Raw genomic sequence first — 15,904 nt, forward strand, 5'->3', positions numbered from 1 at the left:
AAAGTGAGCACACGATTATGTTGAAAAAAAACTATCAGCTTACGCAGCCGGATCGCCTTTATGGCCTTTGCGGCAGGCTTATCCCTTGGGTGGCAGCGATCAGCGTAGCGTTGCTGATCGTCGGTTGCCTGTTAGGGTTCGGGTTTGCGCCTGTGGATTCTCAACAAGGGCAAGGGTATCGCATCATGTATCTGCACGTACCCGCCGCCGTGTGGTCGATGGGTGTCTATGCCGTGATGGCGATGTTTGCGCTTATCGGACTCATTCGGCAATCAAAAACGGCGGAGCTTGCCGTGGCGGCGATGGCGCCGGTCGGGGCAGTCTTTACCTTCATTGCGCTGACTACGGGTTCCACCTGGGGCAAACCGATGTGGGGGACCTGGTGGGTCTGGGATGCACGCCTGACATCGGAACTCGTCCTGCTATTTCTGTACGTCGGTATCATCGCGCTCTACAACGCATTTGACGATCGCCGCCTTGCCGGGCGTGCGGCGGCGATTTTGGTGCTGGTTGGCGTGGTGAATTTACCCATCATCCATTTCTCGGTCGAGTGGTGGAACACCCTGCATCAAGGATCGACAAAAATGCAGAAAACCATCGATCCCACCATGCGCCTTCCGCTGCGAATCATGATGCTCGGTTTTATGAGTCTATTCGTGACGTTGTCACTCATGCGGTTGCGTAATTTGATACTGGTACAGCAGCGCCGCGCACCGTGGGTTGCTGCGCTGGTTAATAAAGGAGGAGTAGCACGATGAACATCGCCTTCACGAGTTGGCAAGATTTCTTTGCGATGGGCGGCTATGCCTTTTACGTGTGGCTGGCCGTGGTGTTAACGCTGCTACCGCTGAGTGCATTGATCGGGCATACCCTCTTGGGTCGTCGTGCTCTGTTGCGGGATATTCGCCGCCAGCAGGCGCGCGAGCAACGTAAGAGCACGGCGCGTCAGTCAGCGATGGAGGTCGTGCAATGAGTGCTCTGCGTAAAACCCGCCTCTATGCCATTCTGGCCGTCGTCTGCGGCGGTGTGCTGACAATAGCGCTGACGCTCTATGCGCTGAGTTCAAATATCGATCTCTTTTATACGCCCAGCGAAATTCTTTACGGCAAAAATGAAACGCAGGAAAAACCGGCCATCGGGCAGCGCTTGCGCGTCGGCGGTATGGTGATGCCGGGCAGCGTACGCCGTGACAGCCAAAGTCTGGAAGTGCGTTTCACCGTTTATGACGCGCAGGGTTCAGTAGACGTGACTTACAACGGGATGCTGCCGGATTTGTTTCGCGAAGGACAAGGCGTTGTGGCGCAGGGCATTCTGGATACCGACGATCATATTGCGGCGAAAGAAGTGCTTGCCCGCCATGATGAAAACTACACGCCACCGGAAATCAAAGCGGCAATGGAAGGGCAACACGGCCATGCCCCCGCGGCTGGCACAGAGGGTAAACCGTTATGATGCCTGAAGTGGGCAATTATCTGCTCTGTCTGGCGCTGGGCGTCGCGCTATTGCTCAGCGTGTATCCGCTGTGGGGGGCGTCGCGTCAGGATAAACGCCTAATGGCGCTGGCACGTCCTCTTGCGTGGGCGCTATTTGCATGCATTTTGGCCTCCTTCCTCGTGTTGGTACATGCGTTGGTGATCAATGATTTCACCGTTCTCTATGTAGCCAACAACTCGAACCGTGCGCTGCCAGTGTGGTATCGCGTTGCAGCAGCATGGGGGGCGCATGAAGGATCGCTGCTGCTCTGGGTTCTGCTGATGAGCGGTTGGACTTTTGCTGTGGCGGTATTCAGCCGAGGGATGTCGCTCGATGCGGTCGCCCGCGTGTTAGCCGTCATGGGGATGATTAACGTCGGCTTTTTACTGTTCATTATTCTGACGTCGAACCCCTTTACGCGCACGCTGCCAGACTATCCGATTGACGGGCGTGATCTCAATCCGCTGTTGCAGGATGTCGGGTTAATCTTCCACCCTCCGCTGCTTTACATGGGCTATGTCGGGTTTTCCGTGGCGTTTGCGTTTGCGGTCGCCTCGTTGTTGGCGGAGCGACTGGACAGCGCGTGGGCTCGCTGGTCCCGACCGTGGACGCAGGCGGCCTGGTCGTTCCTGACGTTAGGTATCGTGCTCGGTTCTGGCTGGGCGTATTACGAGTTAGGCTGGGGCGGTTGGTGGTTCTGGGATCCGGTGGAAAATGCCTCATTGATGCCCTGGTTGGTGGGCACGGCACTGCTGCATTCGCTGTCGGTCACGGAAAAACGCGGCAGCTTTAAAGCCTGGACGGTGTTGCTGGCTATCGGCGCGTTCTCTCTCTGCCTGCTGGGGACGTTTCTGGTGCGCTCCGGCGTACTGGTGTCGGTGCATGCATTTGCCTCCGATCCGGCGCGGGGCATGTTTATCCTCGCGTTTCTGGTCATTGTTATCGGCGGTTCGTTGCTACTGTTCGCCATCAAAGGCAACCGGGTTCGGGCGCGAGTCACGAACTCGCTCTGGTCGCGCGAGACGTTTCTGCTCGGCAATAACCTGATCCTGATGGCGGCAACGCTGGTGGTGCTGCTGGGAACACTGCTGCCGTTGGTGCATAAGCAACTGGGGTTAGGCAGCATCTCGATTGGCGCACCATTCTTTAACACCATGTTTACCCTATTAATGGCACCTTTTGCTCTGCTGTTGGGTGTGGGGCCGCTAGTTCGCTGGCGACGCGATGAACCGCAAAAGCTGCGTAAGCTGTTGCTGGTTGCACTGGCCGTGACGGCGACACTGTCGCTGCTGCTTCCGTGGTTGTTACAGGATTCCCTTGTTGCCATGACGGTGGTCGGTTTGTCGATGGCGCTGTGGGTATTCTTCTTAACGGTGTACGAACTGCATACCAGCTCTACTCGGCGTTATGGTTTGCTGCGTGGTTTGACCACACTCTCACTGAGCCAGTGGGGCATGGTGTGCGGCCATATTGGGCTGGCGGTGACGGTGGTAGGCATCGCCTTCAGCCAGAATTATAGCGTCGAGCGCGATGTGCGGATGCGGGCAGGCGACAGCATTCAGATCCACGACTACCGTTTTACATTTCAAGGTGTGCAGGATGTGGTGGGGCCGAACTGGCACAGCGGTAAAGGAACGATCGAGGTCACGCGCAACGGCAAGCCAGAGGCGATCCTGACGGCGGAAAAACGCTTCTACAACACCAGCGGCGCGATCATGACGGAAGCGGCGATTGATGCGGGTGTGACGCGCGATCTCTATGCGGCGCTGGGCGAAGAGTTGGATGACGGTAGCTGGGCAGTACGACTGTATTACAAACCCTTTGTCCGCTGGATTTGGTACGGCGGGGGACTGATGGCATTAGGTGGCATCCTGTGCATGTTTGACCCTCGCTATCGCCTGCGTCGTGCTGTCAGGGAGGCATCATCATGAGTCGTAAAATTTTGTTAATCCCGCTCGCCCTGTTTTTACTGCTAGCCATTGCCTTGCTGTGGCAGTTGGTGCGCAACAGCGACGGCGACGATCCCATGCGGCTGGAGTCTGCCCTGATTGGTAAATCAATCCCAGCGTTTCGTCTTGAATCGCTGGATCAGCCGGGAAAGGAGTACAGCCAATCTGAGTTGAGTGATGGCAAACCGCTATTGTTGAATGTCTGGGCGACCTGGTGCCCAACGTGCCGCGCGGAACACCAGTTTCTCAACACGCTGGCAGCACAGGGAATTCGCGTCGTGGGCATGAATTATAAAGATGAACGCCCCAAAGCGGTTGAATGGCTGAGGACGCTAGGCAACCCCTATGCGATGAGCTTGTTTGATGGGGACGGCATGCTGGGGCTGGATCTGGGGGTGTACGGCGCACCGGAAACCTTCCTGATCGACGGACAAGGCATCATTCGCTATCGCCATGCGGGCGATCTTAACATGCAGGTATGGCGAGAAACGCTGCAACCGTTGTGGGAAAAATACAGCAAGGAAGGTGGCGCATGAGAATGCTTAGCTTCCTTGCTGCACTGCTGCTGTCGTTCAGCGTGCTGGCATCCTCCGAGGTATTGCGTTTTGACAACGACATGCAGGAGCAACAGTTCCGTGAGTTGACCATGCAACTGCGCTGCCCGAAATGCCAGAACAACAGCATTGCTGATTCCAATTCGATGATTGCTTCAGATATGCGGCAGAAAGTGTATGAACTAATGCAGCAGGGGCAAACGAAAGAACAGGTTGTCGATTACATGGTGGATCGTTACGGCTATTTTGTGACGTATGAACCACCGATCACGCCTTTCACGATATTGCTATGGTTACTGCCTGGGCTGTTTTTAGCTGGGGGGGCAGGAATGATTATTCGACGCTCTCGCCGTATCAGAAGTGCCAAAGAACCGATGAGCGAACAGGATAAAAAGCGTTTGCAGACGTTGTTAGGACGTGAGGGGAAATCGGAATGATGTTACTGACAACCATCATCGTTTTATCGCTGATTGCGCTGTCAGCGTTGCTGCTTGCGCCGTGGTCGTCACGGAGGGAATACGATCGTGATGCGATTAATCGGGCGCTGTATCACGATCGTCTGCGTGAGCTTACTGCGGATGTTGCTAATGAGCAGGATCGTGCCCAACTGGTTGAGGAACTTCAGCATACGCTATTGCAAGATATTCCTGATGGTACAACGGTACAACAGCGCCCGCTGAGCCATTGGGTTTTGCTGCCCGGTGTGCTGTTGCTGGTCATCGTCAGCCTCGGCGTGTTTTGGCAGACTTCCGCGATTAACCGAGTACAGGAGTGGCAGCAGGTGGTGGCATTAACGCCAGATCTGATGAAACGAGCGCTGGATGCTGATGCAGAACCACTGACCATCGAAGAGGTGGCGCGTCTTGGTTTGGGGCTGCGAAGCCAACTGGAGGCGCAGCCAGACAATCCACAAGACTGGTGGATGCTGGGGCGCATTGCGGGCTTGTTGAATAACTATGACATGTCCGTGCAGGCGTTTGCCAAGGCGTTCCAACTCGATCCGAAAAATACGGATCTGGCGCTGGACTATGCCGACCTGCTGTCGCACTCCACCGATCCGCGTGATAGCCAGCGTGGTGGAGACATGCTGAGTGAACTGATGAATTCCGGCTCGACCAATGTGCGCGTGCTCAGCCTGCTGGCTTTCAATGCCTATGAAGCCCAGCGCTATCAGGACGCGATTGACGCCTGGCAAACGATGCTGACGCTGCTCCCGCAAAACGACACACGCCGAGCAGTCATCGAGCGCAGTGTCGGACAGGCGAAAGCGTCATTGTCGGTTCAGGCGGTTACTGGTAAGTAAGAATTCTTTTGTCTTCATCATCAATAGCAGAAGGGCGAGATATCGTCCTTTTGCTGTTTCTGTTGTTTCTGTTGTTGCGGTGAAGGTTTCGTGCGCTACACGCCGCGTGAATTTCTGCAACTCGCGTCGCACGCGCCCGACACGGGGCGGCTCATCGCCGTCGCCCCGTGACCCCTGGCTTTTTGCGGGAAATCGCGCCGCTTCGCGATGTCTTCGGCGTTCGTATCCGCTGTTCGGACCACCTGCGACGCGATTACTCGCCCCATAAATGGGACTCGCCCTTCGGGCCAGCACAAGTGCTGTTTAAAAACGTCTCTGACGTTTTTGTCTTACGCGGCGCAGGCTTTCGCGGCGTCCATGCCGCTCATCCGGCGTCTACGCTCACCTCAGCGCGATTTTTTACGCGAACTAACCTCCATAAAAGCAAAGGCTGAATTTAATAGATTGTCATTTGGGAGATGCTTCCGCCTGTATTGAGGGCTGCTTTAGCCCGTGTCGGATGAGTTGCAGAAATTTACGTGGCTTGCTGCGCACGAAACTCTCACTGTACTCATAACAATCAGGTTTAGAAAGGGCGGATACTTCCGTTTGTGCTGAGGACGGCATACGCCGTCCCGAGTGTTACGAAGGGGGTTATAACCCGCTTTTGACGCCGTGCATGTCCGGTAGTTTGTGGGCGATGCCTTTATGGCAGTCGATACAGGTTTGACCGAGTTTTATCGCTTCGCTGTGTTTTTCCGCCGCGACCGTTTTTTGCCCTGAGAAGTCCATGTAGTCAATGTTGTGGCAGTTGCGGCATTCCTGAGAATTGTTGTTTTTCATGCGCCGCCATTCGTTCTGCGCCATCGTCAGCCGGTGTGCTTCGAATTTTTGTGGTGTATCAATGGTACCCATTATTTTGCCGTACAGCTCTTTGCTGGCCTGAATCTTACGTACCATTTTCGGTACAAATTCATGCGGAACATGGCAATCCGGGCAGGTGGCGCGCACGCCGCTGCGGTTGCTGTAGTGCGCGGTTTCCATATATTCCTGATAAACGGTATTACGCATCTCATGACAGCTGATGCAGAACGCTTCGCTGTTGCTCATTTCCATGCCTTTCTGAGATGTTGCCAGAAAGAAAATACCGCCCGCGAAACCGATAATCAGCAATGTTCCCAGCGCCAGCCGACTTGGGCGACGCCACCATTGCCACAGCTGGCGCAACAACCGTCCTACTTTTCCTGGTTGTTTCATAGCAAACCTCACTGTCCAAAGCCTTTAGAAGGAGTAAACGTATTGCCGGTAATCGGCGAGCTATCCGCCTGCGGCACGTGGCATTGCAGGCAGAAATGGCGTGCAGGTGCCACATTACTCAGTACTTTGCCGTCTCTGTCGACAAAATGGGTCGGGCTGACGCGGGGAGCGCTGGTGGAACGATAGTTTTCCACGCCGTGACACTGTAAACAGCGGTTAAAGGTTGGGGTGACCTGATAGCCATCCACGCTATGCGGAATCATCGGCGGTTGGTTGACATAGTTGAGCGCCATACGCTCCTGCTGCTTCGGCATCCGACTGTTTCCCGGCTGTGTCGCCGCGACTTCCGGCGATTGGCTTAAATCGACCTGTGCAGTCGCTATTGCACTGCTCATTATTGCCAGGGCGGTGATCCAGCGAAACCATCCCATTCTCAGGCTCTTCATGACTTTGCTCCCGATTTCCATCTAAGGGTTATTTTAAAAACGTCTTCAGCGCAGACATCAATACAGCGTCCGCATGTTATGCAGTCTCGGTCAGTCACCTGTACCGGACTGTGTTTATCGAGCAAGGGGGCGCGCAACACCTGCGGCTCAGGACAAACATGAAAACAGTCCATACAGCGCGTACAGCGTTCACGCTCGGCGGCATCCACAACCAGTGCGCCTTTAGCGCCAAGCGCACTATACAGCGCACCCGTCGGGCAAAGGTGCCCGCACCAGCCATGTTCCACGACCAATAAATCAAACAGAAACAGCGCCAACAGCAACCAGATACCCGTGCCAAACCCGAAAATTAGTCCGCGCCCCGTCAGAGAGACAGGGTTGACCCACTCCCACACTAGTCCACCCGTTAGCGCACTTCCTGCCAGAATAAGCATCAGCAGCAGATAGCGCAGATTGCGGGGGATCGTCGCTGAAGCGGTGATACCGAAACGACGACGTAGCCAGGCCGCTAAATCGGTGAGCGGATTCACAGGGCAGACCCAGCTACAGAACAGGCGCTTACCTGCCAACGAGTAGCTCAGCGTAATAATCAGCGCCCCGACCAGTGCGAGCGCGGCGGGTAGATGACCGCTAGCCAGACTTTGCAGCACCATCAGTGGATCGCTAAGTGGCACCACGTCGAGCAACTGGCTGGCGCTGTAGTTCCCGCGCAAGATCCAAAACCCTAACAGCGGGCCGCTGAGGAACATGAGCAGCACCAAAGATTGAGTCAGGCGGCGGAGGACCAGCCAGCGGTGACTGCGCCACCAGCCTTTCTTCGCTTGAGCTTCTCGTCCGGCGTCTTGCTTACGATTTGCCATCGCGTGCCTCCAGCCAACTAAAACGGTAGTGGTGTCCGAGTTCGCCTTTTGCTAGCGCGCGCGGCAAGACCTTTATCGCTGGCTGCTCCAGCACGCAGGCTTTTTCACATTTGCCACAGCCGGTACAGACATCGCTATGCACCGTAGGAAGAAAACGAGCGTGTTTTCCGGTTCGGGCATTGCGCTCCGGCTCCAGCGTGATGGCGCTATCGATGAGGGGACAGACGCGATAGCACACGTCGCAGCGTAGCCCTTGATAGTTCAGGCAGTTCTCCTGATCTAACAACACAGCTAATCCCATGCGCGCATCATCGATAGCATTCAGCGGCTGTAAGGCACCGCTGGGGCAGGCGACGATGCAGGGAATGTCCTCACACATCTCACACGGGATATCGCGTGCGATAAAGTAAGGGCTACCGGCTGCGGGGCCGGATACCAGCGTCGCCAGCTTCAGCGTATCGTAAGGACAGACCTGAACACATTGGCCGCAGCGGATGCAGGCACCGGAAAACGCCGCTTCAGGCAGCGCACCCGGCGGCCGCAGCCGGAGTCCATCAGCCTGCGCGCGCCGCTGCTGAATGCCGAGTATCGTCACCGCTGCGGATAAACCCGCAACGGCACGAACGGCATCACGCAGAAAGCGGCGGCGAGCGGGGGAGGAATTCTCCGGGCGTGCCATATTCGTTACACCTTAGCCAGTTTGACGGCACATTTTTTAAAGTCCGTTTCTTTCGACAGCGGATCGGTTGCATCCAGCGTCAGGACGTTGGTCATTTGTGCGGCGTCGAAAAATGGCATATACACCAGCCCGCGCGGCGGTTTATTACGGCCGCGTGTCTCTACAATGGAGACGACTTCGCCACGGCGCGAAATGATACGTACTTTTTCACCGCGACGAAGATCGCGCGCTTTGGCATCCTGCGGATGAATAAACAGCACGGCTTCGGGGAAGGCGCGATGCAGCTCTGGCACGCGACGCGTCATGCTACCCGTGTGCCAGTGTTCCAGTACGCGGCCAGTAGAGAGCCAGAGGTCGTACTCGTTGTCCGGTGCTTCGGCGGCAGGTTCGTATGGCAGCGCGAAAATCACCGCCTTGCCATCCGGTTTACCGTAAAAACGGTAGGCCTCTCCTGCTTTGACGTAAGGATCGTGCCCTTCGCTGTAGCGCCACTGCGTTTCCTTACCGTCAACCACCGGCCAGCGTAACCCGCGAGCCTTGTGATAAGCATCGAACGGCGCTAAATCGTGACCGTGCCCACGGCCAAACGCGGCGTATTCTTCAAACAGACCTTTCTGCAAGTAAAAACCGAATTCGCGAGATTCATCGTTCAACTGATTTTCCGCCAACTCGCTAAGTGGGAAGCGTGTGGTGATATCGTTAGCAAACAGTACGTCGTAGAGCGTCTTGCCACGGTAGGCAGGTTTCTGCGCCAGAAGCTCTTCCGGCCACACGTCTTCCACGGCGAAACGTTTGGCAAAGCTCACGACCTGCCACAGATCCGATTTTGATTCGCCCGGCGCTTTCACCTGCTGACGCCAGAACTGCGTCCGGCGCTCGGCATTACCGTAGGCTCCTTCTTTTTCCACCCACATCGCGGTAGGCAAAATCAGGTCGGCGGCCAGCGCGCTGACGGTCGGGTAAGGGTCGGAAACCACGATGAAGTTACGCGGATCGCGCCAGCCCGGCATACGCTCCTGATTAATGTTAGGGCCAGCCTGCATATTGTTGTTACACATCACCCAATAGGCATTCAGCGTGCCGTCTTTCAACGCCCGATCTTGTGCGACGGCGTGCAGACCAATTTTCTCAGGGATCGTGCCTGTCGGTAATTGCCACAGTTTTTCCGCAATCGCGCGGTGTTTCTCGTTGGTCACCACCATGTCTGCTGGCAGGCGATGGGCAAAGGTACCGACTTCACGCGCGGTGCCGCAGGCAGAAGGTTGACCGGTTAGTGAGAACGGCCCGCAGCCCGGCTGAGAGATCTTACCGGTCAGCAGGTGGATGTTATAAACCAGATTGTTCGCCCAGACGCCGCGCGTGTGCTGGTTAAAGCCCATCGTCCAGTAGGAGATCACTTTCTTTTTCGGATCGGCGTAGAGTTTTGCCAGCGCTTCCAACTGGTCGGCGGGGACGCCGCTGATGGCGACCGTTTTTTCCAGCGTGTAGTCGGCGACAAAAGTTTTGTATTCTTCAAAACTCATCGGTTCGGATGCATCGGAGCCGGGGTTCTTCGCCGCTTTCTCCAGTGGGTGCGTCGGACGCAGTCCGTAGCCGATATCGGTCACGCCTCTACGCAGGTTGACGTGGCGGGTAAAGAAGGCTTCGTTCACCGCGTTATTTTGGATAATGTAGTTGGCGATATAGTTGAGAATGGCCAGATCGGTTTGCGGCGTAAACACCATACCGTTATCGGCGAGCTCAAAACTGCGGTGTTGATAGGTAGATAGCACAGCGACCGTGACGTTGCTGTTCGACAGGCGACGGTCGGTGATGCGTGACCAGAGAATCGGGTGCATCTCCGCCATGTTGGAGCCCCACAGCACAAATGCATCGGTCTGCTCAATATCATCGTAGCAGCCCATCGGTTCATCCATACCGAAGGTACGCATAAAGCCCACCACCGCCGATGCCATACAGTGGCGCGCGTTAGGGTCAATATTGTTGGAACGAAAACCGGCTTTGAACAGTTTGGCGGCGGCATAGCCTTCCCAAATTGTTGATTGCCCGGAGCCAAACATCCCTATCGCGTTCGGACCTTTCTCCTTCAGTGCGGTTTTGAATTTTTCCGCCATGATGTCAAAAGCTTTGTCCCAGGAGATCGGGGTAAATTCGCCTTCTTTATCGAATTTACCATCACGCATACGCAGCAAGGGCTGGGTCAGGCGATCCTGCCCGTACATGATTTTTGGCAGGAAATAGCCTTTGATGCAGTTTAGTCCGCGGTTAACTGGCGCTTCGGGATCGCCCTGACTGGCGACAATACGCCCGTTTTGTGTCCCTACTAGCACACCGCACCCTACGCCACAGAAACGGCAGGGGGCTTTATCCCAGTGGATAGCGTCCGATTGCTCGGTCGCGGCGCGGACCGCGATAGGAATGGTGATGCCTGCGACCGCAGCGGCCGCTGCGACAGCGTTCGCCTTCATAAAGTGTCGTCGACTGAGTTTCATGGTATTTCCTCACCCTGAGCTTGTTGATCAAGAGGTTGTTCATCGAAAGCAAAAGATTGTTCATCAAAAGACTGTTCATCAAGCTGGTGATAAACCAGCGAAACCGCCAGTACGCCTGTAAGTTCGCGTATTGACGCTATGTGTTTTAACAGCGCGTCTTCTGAATCTGACTCCAGCACCACGACCATTTTTCCGGTATCGCTATCGCTGGCGGCAACGTCGACATTGGGTAATTTTTCCAATGCGTCGCTTACTGCGGCCATACGTTCCGTATTGACGTGAACCACGACACTGCAAACATGCCAGACTGTGTTCATCGGTTTTCCTGTTGCGTTGTGAAACGCGCTGGCGCGGTGTGATATCCCGCGGTGATTTTTTTCATCGACATGGCACCGACGGGGCACCCTGAGATACATGCGCCACAGGTGGTACAGGCATCATCCTCGATCGACGGTGCAGCAACGCGCCCGAGGGCAGGACGAAACCGTATCGCTCCTGTTTCACAGGCATCCTGACAGCTGCGGCATTCCACCTGATGCAGCGATAAACAGGTATCCTGAATCGTCAGGTGGCATTCCCACGGCGTGGTATGGCTTTCCGCGAACAGCGCTTGTGGACACGCGCGAGCACAGTCGTAGCAGAACGTGCATTCGCCGTGTTGAAAATCGATGGTGGGAAAGCCCCCTGAACCGCGCTGGATGATCTCCGTTCCGCAGGCTTCAACGCAGGCGTTACAACGCGAACACTGACTCAGAAAATGGCTTTCTGCACCACTCCATGGCGGACGCAGTGCGTTGTCTGCCCGCTGTAGGCCACCGGTCAGTAAGGAACGTCGGGAGAGGTTAGTCATGGCAGTTTGTCGCTCTGGCACTCGGTAAAATATCCAATAAAAAACACGTTGTTTTTATAGGGGTTACACTATGCTCCCTAGGCTGTATGCGATAATCACCCTTTAGAGGTAAATGGGGGTGCCGGATCAAGCTTATGTAGGATTCGTGCCTTATCGGCTTGCCTGAGCGAGTGGGGATCGTGATAGTGGATACCCGTCATACTTCAAGCTGCATGTGCGTTGGCTGCGTTCAAATACTCGGCCCGTCGTGGGCCTCGCCCTGAAGGGCCGCTGCAAGCAGCGTTCAAATCTGCTCCCGACAGATTTGTCACCCGAATCACTTACCTGAGTAAGCTCATCGGGATTCTTTCTCTTGCCGCGTTACGATGCTCATAGCTGAGCATCGCCCTAAAGGGCTAACGCTTCGCGTTGTTCAAAACGTTAACGTTTTGTCCTGCAATTCGAATTATTTAGGGTATCGAGTTTGTATTGCTAAAGAGGATTGCTTGTTGTGATGGTCAAACGTCCTGTTTCTACCAGTCTGGCTCGCGCATTTTTTTATATCGCGTTGCTCTCATTTTTAACGACGGGCATTGCGTTGCTGACGTTAGCCAGTGGTTTGCGCGATGCAGAAGCGATCAACGTTGCGGGATCCATGCGTATGCAAAGCTATCGCATGGGATATGACCTACAGGGCGACCGCGCAGCGTTGGAATCGCATCGACACCTCTATGCGCAAACACTGGACTCCCCGGTTTTTCACCTGCTGGATCGCTGGTATGTACCGCGCGATGTACGCGACCGTTATGCCGCACTGTTGCAGAGCTGGAAAACGATGGATGAGCGCCTGAGCGCGGGGGATCGGGTGTGGTATCAGGACAATATTGTTCGCTATGTCACGCAGATCGATCTCTTTGTGTTGGCGTTGCAGCATTATTCCGAGCGCAAGATGATGATAGTGGTTGTGACATCAATAATTGGTTCGATCACTATCTATATACTGATCTTCTTCACGTTGCGCCGCATTCGGCGTCAGGTTGTTGTGCCGTTGAATAAGCTGATGGCGGCCTGTGCGTCGATTGAGAAGGGGCGTTTTACCCATTCGCGGCTGGATGTCAATCTGCCTAATGAATTGGGATTACTGGCGCAAACGTTCAGCAGCATGACGGACGAATTGCAAAAGCTCTATCGCTCTCTGGAAGATAAGGTACGGCAGAAAACGCTGCGTTTGCAGGAAGTGAACCGTATGCTGAAGGTGTTGTACAACTGTTCTCAGGCGATGAATGTCAGCACGATCGACAGGCATTGTTTTCAACAGATTCTGCAAATTGTTCATCGCTATGAAACGGTCGTCTGTCTGGAAATGCGGGTAGGGGAAAACTGGCTGTTATGTGAAGGCCAGCCGGACGAGCAAACTGCGTGGCAGGCGCTGCCCATCCGTTTGCAAGAGGTCGAATTTGGACAACTGCGGTGGCAGGCGTCAACGCAGCAGCCGTCGGGGCAGTTGATGGAAAGCGTCGCTGCTATGCTGGGGCGCGGCCTCTATTTTAATCAGGCGCAGAAGCACTACCAGCAGCTGCTGCTGATGGAAGAACGAGCCACCATTGCGCGTGAACTGCATGACTCACTGGCTCAGGTGCTTTCTTATCTGAATATCCAGATGACGTTGTTAAAGCGCGCAGTAGCGGAAGAAAATACGCAGGCCCGTCAGATCATCACCGATTTTGAACAGGCGTTAAGCGATGCGTACCGCCAACTGCGGGAATTGTTGGGAACGTTCCGGCTGACGCTGCAACAGGCCGATTTGCCTGCGGCAATGCAGGAAATGATTGAACCGCTAAGGGTGCAGACTCCGGCGACGATTGATATCAATTGCCGTATTCCTACGCAGGCGCTGGATGCATCACAGCAGGTTCATCTGCTGCAAATCATTCGCGAAGCGGTGCTGAATGCCATTAAACACGCGCAGGCAACGACGATTACCGTCAACTGCCATACGCAACCCGACGGCAGCCATTGTGTTGACATTCGTGATGACGGCTGCGGGATTGTCAATCAAGAGGAACCTGCAGGACACTATGGTTTAAATATTATGCAGGAGCGCGCCGAACGGTTAGGAGGACGGCTATCTATTGGTCTCCATCCTGAAGGAGGGACGCAGGTTAGCGTCTGTTTTTCGACGCCGACGACAGCGCGTGAACGTGACAACACAAACAATCTCTACCCTGAATAATTCGAGCGACATACATGTCGCCTGGAAGATGACAGGGATAAATAAAAAATAATAAGATCCATATTACATTGGGGCTGGGCATGTCAGAAAAATCATCTTATCGCGTGCTGATCGTCGACGATCATCCGCTTATGCGCCGGGGAATCCGTCAGTTACTGGCAACCGATGCCAACTTTGACGTGATTGGGGAAGCGAGCAATGGCATGGAGGCATTAAGCCTCGCGAATCGGGATTCTCCCGATATTATTTTGCTCGATCTCAACATGAAAGGATTGAGCGGGCTGGATACGCTGCACGCGCTTCGACGTGATGGGATCTGCGCTCGCGTAATTGTCCTGACGGTTTCGGATGCGCCCAGCGATATTTATGCGCTGATGGACGCGGGTGCCGATGGCTATCTGCTGAAAGACAGCGCCCCAGAACACTTATTGGATTCCATTCGCAGCTGCGATGCATTCAGTGAACAGGTTCGTGATGTCTTGCGCCATCGCATCGCCATAAAAGAGACGCCGTCGCCTTTTACCGTATTGACGGAGCGCGAGCTGGATGTGCTTCAGGAAGTGGCTTCAGGGCTATCCAACAAGCAAATCGCCGCGGTGCTGTATATCTCAGAAGAGACGGTGAAAGTGCATATTCGCAACATGTTGCGCAAACTCAACGTACGCTCCCGCGTCGCTGCCACAGTACTGTATCTGGAAACTCGCGGCCAGTAAGGCTGCGATGTTGTCTGAACGATGAAGTGATACCTTGGTTTTGAGCTGTTGTTATTTCATTTTATGATTAGGGTGTGGATTCTCTATTTTTCTGATCTCGTTTTTGAATGAGCTCCAGAAAATTTCTACTTGCAAAGTCTCTATTTTTTGACATTTTTAGGAAACTCACCCCTTGTCATGTTTCTTGATGTGATGAATGGGTAGGGAGTACACTTTTAATCTCCAAATAGTAAGCGCCTTTACGATTGGCTGCATGCAAGAAAACCTTCGCAGGTCTAAATTCTATATAAATTAATGATATATAATCATTTTTCCACGGCTGGGGACTCATTGTTACACAGTAAGCCATGGAATACCCTATCAACCAAATTATCCATAAACTGTGTATCAGGTTGCTCAAAGGAAACGACCAATCGGTAATAAATCGCACCATAAAGCATATCAAGTATTAACTCAGGATCTGTTTTTGGGGACAGGTCTTTAGACTCAATCGCTTGTTTTAATGCACGGAGTCCAAGTTGGCGTCGAGGCATTATCCAGCGTTGGAGAAATGCTTCCTGGAGCTCAGTCTCAAATTGAGCCAGACCAAGCAGATGTCGTAATAATTCTCCTCGCTCACCGGTTAACGCATCCACTAATGAATAAAGTGTCGTGCGTACTGTATCAGTGATGGATGAATATTTTTCGTAGAGGATAAGTGGTCCAATATCCTGTAAAAATGCATCCATTACAATGGCAGATGCGTTTGGCCAACGTCGGTAAATAGTTGATTTTGCTACCCCTGTGCATTGGGATATTCTTTCAATCGTCGCATAGGAAATCCCGCCTGTTTTAGCAAGATTCAGTGCAGCTTTCAGTACCGTAGTGGTTACCTGATTACTTCGGGGACGTCCTGAACGAGTGGAGAGCGACAAGTTATACCTTCCTCAGATGAATATAAATGAAAATAGTTGTCCATAATTGACAAATATTTTTTTGGGATCAAGCATCCATCAATTTAAATACGATTTGAGTCGTATTTTTTTCTCAATATTCAACATTTATTTCTTAATATTTAAGATAAAAGCAGTCCGATTCCCTACTTAGAACTCGTCGTCTCTGTGAGGAACTTATCATTTTGAATGTCCATATTTAGAT

17 protein-coding genes are annotated in these 15,904 nt (G+C 53.8%); 9 read left to right on the forward strand and 8 right to left on the reverse strand.

Features of this window, described 5'->3' with window-relative positions:
- The first annotated feature begins 17 nt into the window (after positions 1-17).
- Genes CLR69_RS03115 through ccmI form a run of 7 tightly spaced genes read left to right on the forward strand, consistent with a single transcriptional unit; the run spans position 18 to position 5,279 of the window.
- A complete protein-coding gene (locus CLR69_RS03115; protein ID WP_129711678.1) occupies positions 18-758 on the forward strand; it encodes a heme ABC transporter permease in 741 nt (246 codons plus the stop codon).
- Positions 755-973 carry a heme exporter protein CcmD gene (gene ccmD, locus CLR69_RS03120; RefSeq protein ID WP_129711677.1) on the forward strand — a complete coding sequence of 73 codons (219 nt, stop codon included), beginning with the start codon at positions 755-757 and terminating at the stop codon, positions 971-973. The genes CLR69_RS03115 and ccmD overlap by 4 nt, the downstream gene beginning before the upstream one ends.
- Positions 970-1,452 (forward strand): cytochrome c maturation protein CcmE, encoded by a 483-nt coding sequence (gene ccmE, locus CLR69_RS03125; RefSeq protein ID WP_129711676.1) that lies wholly within the window; start codon positions 970-972, stop codon positions 1,450-1,452. Before ccmD ends, ccmE begins: the two co-directional genes overlap by 4 nt.
- Positions 1,449-3,404 carry a heme lyase CcmF/NrfE family subunit gene (locus CLR69_RS03130; protein WP_129711675.1) on the forward strand — a complete coding sequence of 652 codons (1,956 nt, stop codon included), beginning with the start codon at positions 1,449-1,451 and terminating at the stop codon, positions 3,402-3,404. Before ccmE ends, CLR69_RS03130 begins: the two co-directional genes overlap by 4 nt.
- On the forward strand, positions 3,401-3,958 hold the full coding sequence (locus tag CLR69_RS03135) for a DsbE family thiol:disulfide interchange protein (protein ID WP_129711674.1): 558 nt from the start codon (positions 3,401-3,403) through the stop codon (positions 3,956-3,958). Before CLR69_RS03130 ends, CLR69_RS03135 begins: the two co-directional genes overlap by 4 nt.
- The gene (locus tag CLR69_RS03140; protein ID WP_129711673.1) at positions 3,955-4,413 is read left to right on the forward strand and encodes a cytochrome c-type biogenesis protein; all 459 of its coding nucleotides are present in this window, start codon (positions 3,955-3,957) and stop codon (positions 4,411-4,413) included. The genes CLR69_RS03135 and CLR69_RS03140 overlap by 4 nt, the downstream gene beginning before the upstream one ends.
- Positions 4,410-5,279, forward strand: coding sequence for a c-type cytochrome biogenesis protein CcmI (gene ccmI / locus CLR69_RS03145; RefSeq protein WP_129711672.1), 870 nt, complete (start codon positions 4,410-4,412; stop codon positions 5,277-5,279). The genes CLR69_RS03140 and ccmI overlap by 4 nt, the downstream gene beginning before the upstream one ends.
- A gap of 633 nt (positions 5,280-5,912) precedes the next feature.
- Here ccmI and napC read toward each other — a convergent pair.
- Genes napC through napF form a run of 7 tightly spaced genes read right to left on the reverse strand, consistent with a single transcriptional unit; the run spans position 5,913 to position 11,842 of the window.
- Positions 5,913-6,515, reverse strand: coding sequence for a cytochrome c-type protein NapC (napC, locus tag CLR69_RS03155; protein WP_129711671.1), 603 nt, complete (start codon positions 6,513-6,515; stop codon positions 5,913-5,915).
- An 8-nt stretch (positions 6,516-6,523) separates the two neighbouring features.
- Positions 6,524-6,961, reverse strand: coding sequence for a nitrate reductase cytochrome c-type subunit (gene napB / locus CLR69_RS03160; protein WP_129706124.1), 438 nt, complete (start codon positions 6,959-6,961; stop codon positions 6,524-6,526).
- Positions 6,958-7,821 (reverse strand): quinol dehydrogenase ferredoxin subunit NapH, encoded by an 864-nt coding sequence (gene napH, locus CLR69_RS03165; RefSeq protein WP_129711670.1) that lies wholly within the window; start codon positions 7,819-7,821, stop codon positions 6,958-6,960. Before napH ends, napB begins: the two co-directional genes overlap by 4 nt.
- On the reverse strand, positions 7,808-8,500 hold the full coding sequence (napG, locus tag CLR69_RS03170; RefSeq protein ID WP_129711669.1) for a ferredoxin-type protein NapG: 693 nt from the start codon (positions 8,498-8,500) through the stop codon (positions 7,808-7,810). Before napG ends, napH begins: the two co-directional genes overlap by 14 nt.
- A 5-nt stretch (positions 8,501-8,505) precedes the next feature.
- Positions 8,506-10,992, reverse strand: a complete 2,487-nt coding sequence (napA, locus tag CLR69_RS03175) for a nitrate reductase catalytic subunit NapA (RefSeq protein WP_129711668.1) — start codon at positions 10,990-10,992, stop codon at positions 8,506-8,508.
- A complete protein-coding gene (napD, locus tag CLR69_RS03180; protein ID WP_129711667.1) occupies positions 10,989-11,309 on the reverse strand; it encodes a chaperone NapD in 321 nt (106 codons plus the stop codon). Before napD ends, napA begins: the two co-directional genes overlap by 4 nt.
- Positions 11,306-11,842, reverse strand: coding sequence for a ferredoxin-type protein NapF (gene napF, locus CLR69_RS03185; protein ID WP_129711666.1), 537 nt, complete (start codon positions 11,840-11,842; stop codon positions 11,306-11,308). Before napF ends, napD begins: the two co-directional genes overlap by 4 nt.
- A gap of 493 nt (positions 11,843-12,335) precedes the next feature.
- Between napF and narQ the strand changes: the two genes are divergently transcribed.
- Both narQ and narP read left to right on the forward strand, forming a co-directional pair.
- Entirely contained in the window at positions 12,336-14,054 is a 1,719-nt protein-coding gene (gene narQ / locus CLR69_RS03190) for a nitrate/nitrite two-component system sensor histidine kinase NarQ (RefSeq protein ID WP_129712045.1), read from the forward strand.
- 80 nt (positions 14,055-14,134) lie between these two features.
- Positions 14,135-14,767: a nitrate/nitrite response regulator protein NarP gene (gene narP, locus CLR69_RS03195; protein ID WP_129706136.1), complete on the forward strand. Its 633-nt coding sequence runs from the start codon at positions 14,135-14,137 to the stop codon at positions 14,765-14,767.
- Positions 14,768-15,072: 305 nt separating this feature from the next.
- Here narP and CLR69_RS03200 read toward each other — a convergent pair whose 3' ends face one another.
- Positions 15,073-15,681 carry a TetR/AcrR family transcriptional regulator gene (locus CLR69_RS03200; RefSeq protein ID WP_129706138.1) on the reverse strand — a complete coding sequence of 203 codons (609 nt, stop codon included), beginning with the start codon at positions 15,679-15,681 and terminating at the stop codon, positions 15,073-15,075.
- Between the last annotated feature and the right edge of the window lie 223 nt (positions 15,682-15,904).

The organism is Pectobacterium zantedeschiae, assembly GCF_004137795.1.
GTDB classification, from domain to species: Bacteria; Pseudomonadota; Gammaproteobacteria; order Enterobacterales; family Enterobacteriaceae; genus Pectobacterium; species Pectobacterium zantedeschiae.

Bases quoted from the DNA above. Each gene is read 5' to 3' on its own strand.
- CLR69_RS03115 (WP_129711678.1), top strand. From the start codon at position 18: ATGTTGAAAAAAAACTATCAGCTTACGCAGCCGGATCGCCTTTATGGC.
- ccmD (WP_129711677.1), top strand. From the start codon at position 755: ATGAACATCGCCTTCACGAGTTGGCAAGATTTCTTTGCGATGGGCGGC.
- ccmE (WP_129711676.1), top strand. From the start codon at position 970: ATGAGTGCTCTGCGTAAAACCCGCCTCTATGCCATTCTGGCCGTCGTC.
- CLR69_RS03130 (WP_129711675.1), top strand. From the start codon at position 1,449: ATGATGCCTGAAGTGGGCAATTATCTGCTCTGTCTGGCGCTGGGCGTC.
- CLR69_RS03135 (WP_129711674.1), top strand. From the start codon at position 3,401: ATGAGTCGTAAAATTTTGTTAATCCCGCTCGCCCTGTTTTTACTGCTA.
- CLR69_RS03140 (WP_129711673.1), top strand. From the start codon at position 3,955: ATGAGAATGCTTAGCTTCCTTGCTGCACTGCTGCTGTCGTTCAGCGTG.
- ccmI (WP_129711672.1), top strand. From the start codon at position 4,410: ATGATGTTACTGACAACCATCATCGTTTTATCGCTGATTGCGCTGTCA.
- napC (WP_129711671.1), bottom strand. From the start codon at position 6,515: ATGAAACAACCAGGAAAAGTAGGACGGTTGTTGCGCCAGCTGTGGCAA.
- napB (WP_129706124.1), bottom strand. From the start codon at position 6,961: ATGAAGAGCCTGAGAATGGGATGGTTTCGCTGGATCACCGCCCTGGCA.
- napH (WP_129711670.1), bottom strand. From the start codon at position 7,821: ATGGCAAATCGTAAGCAAGACGCCGGACGAGAAGCTCAAGCGAAGAAA.
- napG (WP_129711669.1), bottom strand. From the start codon at position 8,500: ATGGCACGCCCGGAGAATTCCTCCCCCGCTCGCCGCCGCTTTCTGCGT.
- napA (WP_129711668.1), bottom strand. From the start codon at position 10,992: ATGAAACTCAGTCGACGACACTTTATGAAGGCGAACGCTGTCGCAGCG.
- napD (WP_129711667.1), bottom strand. From the start codon at position 11,309: ATGAACACAGTCTGGCATGTTTGCAGTGTCGTGGTTCACGTCAATACG.
- napF (WP_129711666.1), bottom strand. From the start codon at position 11,842: ATGACTAACCTCTCCCGACGTTCCTTACTGACCGGTGGCCTACAGCGG.
- narQ (WP_129712045.1), top strand. From the start codon at position 12,336: ATGGTCAAACGTCCTGTTTCTACCAGTCTGGCTCGCGCATTTTTTTAT.
- narP (WP_129706136.1), top strand. From the start codon at position 14,135: ATGTCAGAAAAATCATCTTATCGCGTGCTGATCGTCGACGATCATCCG.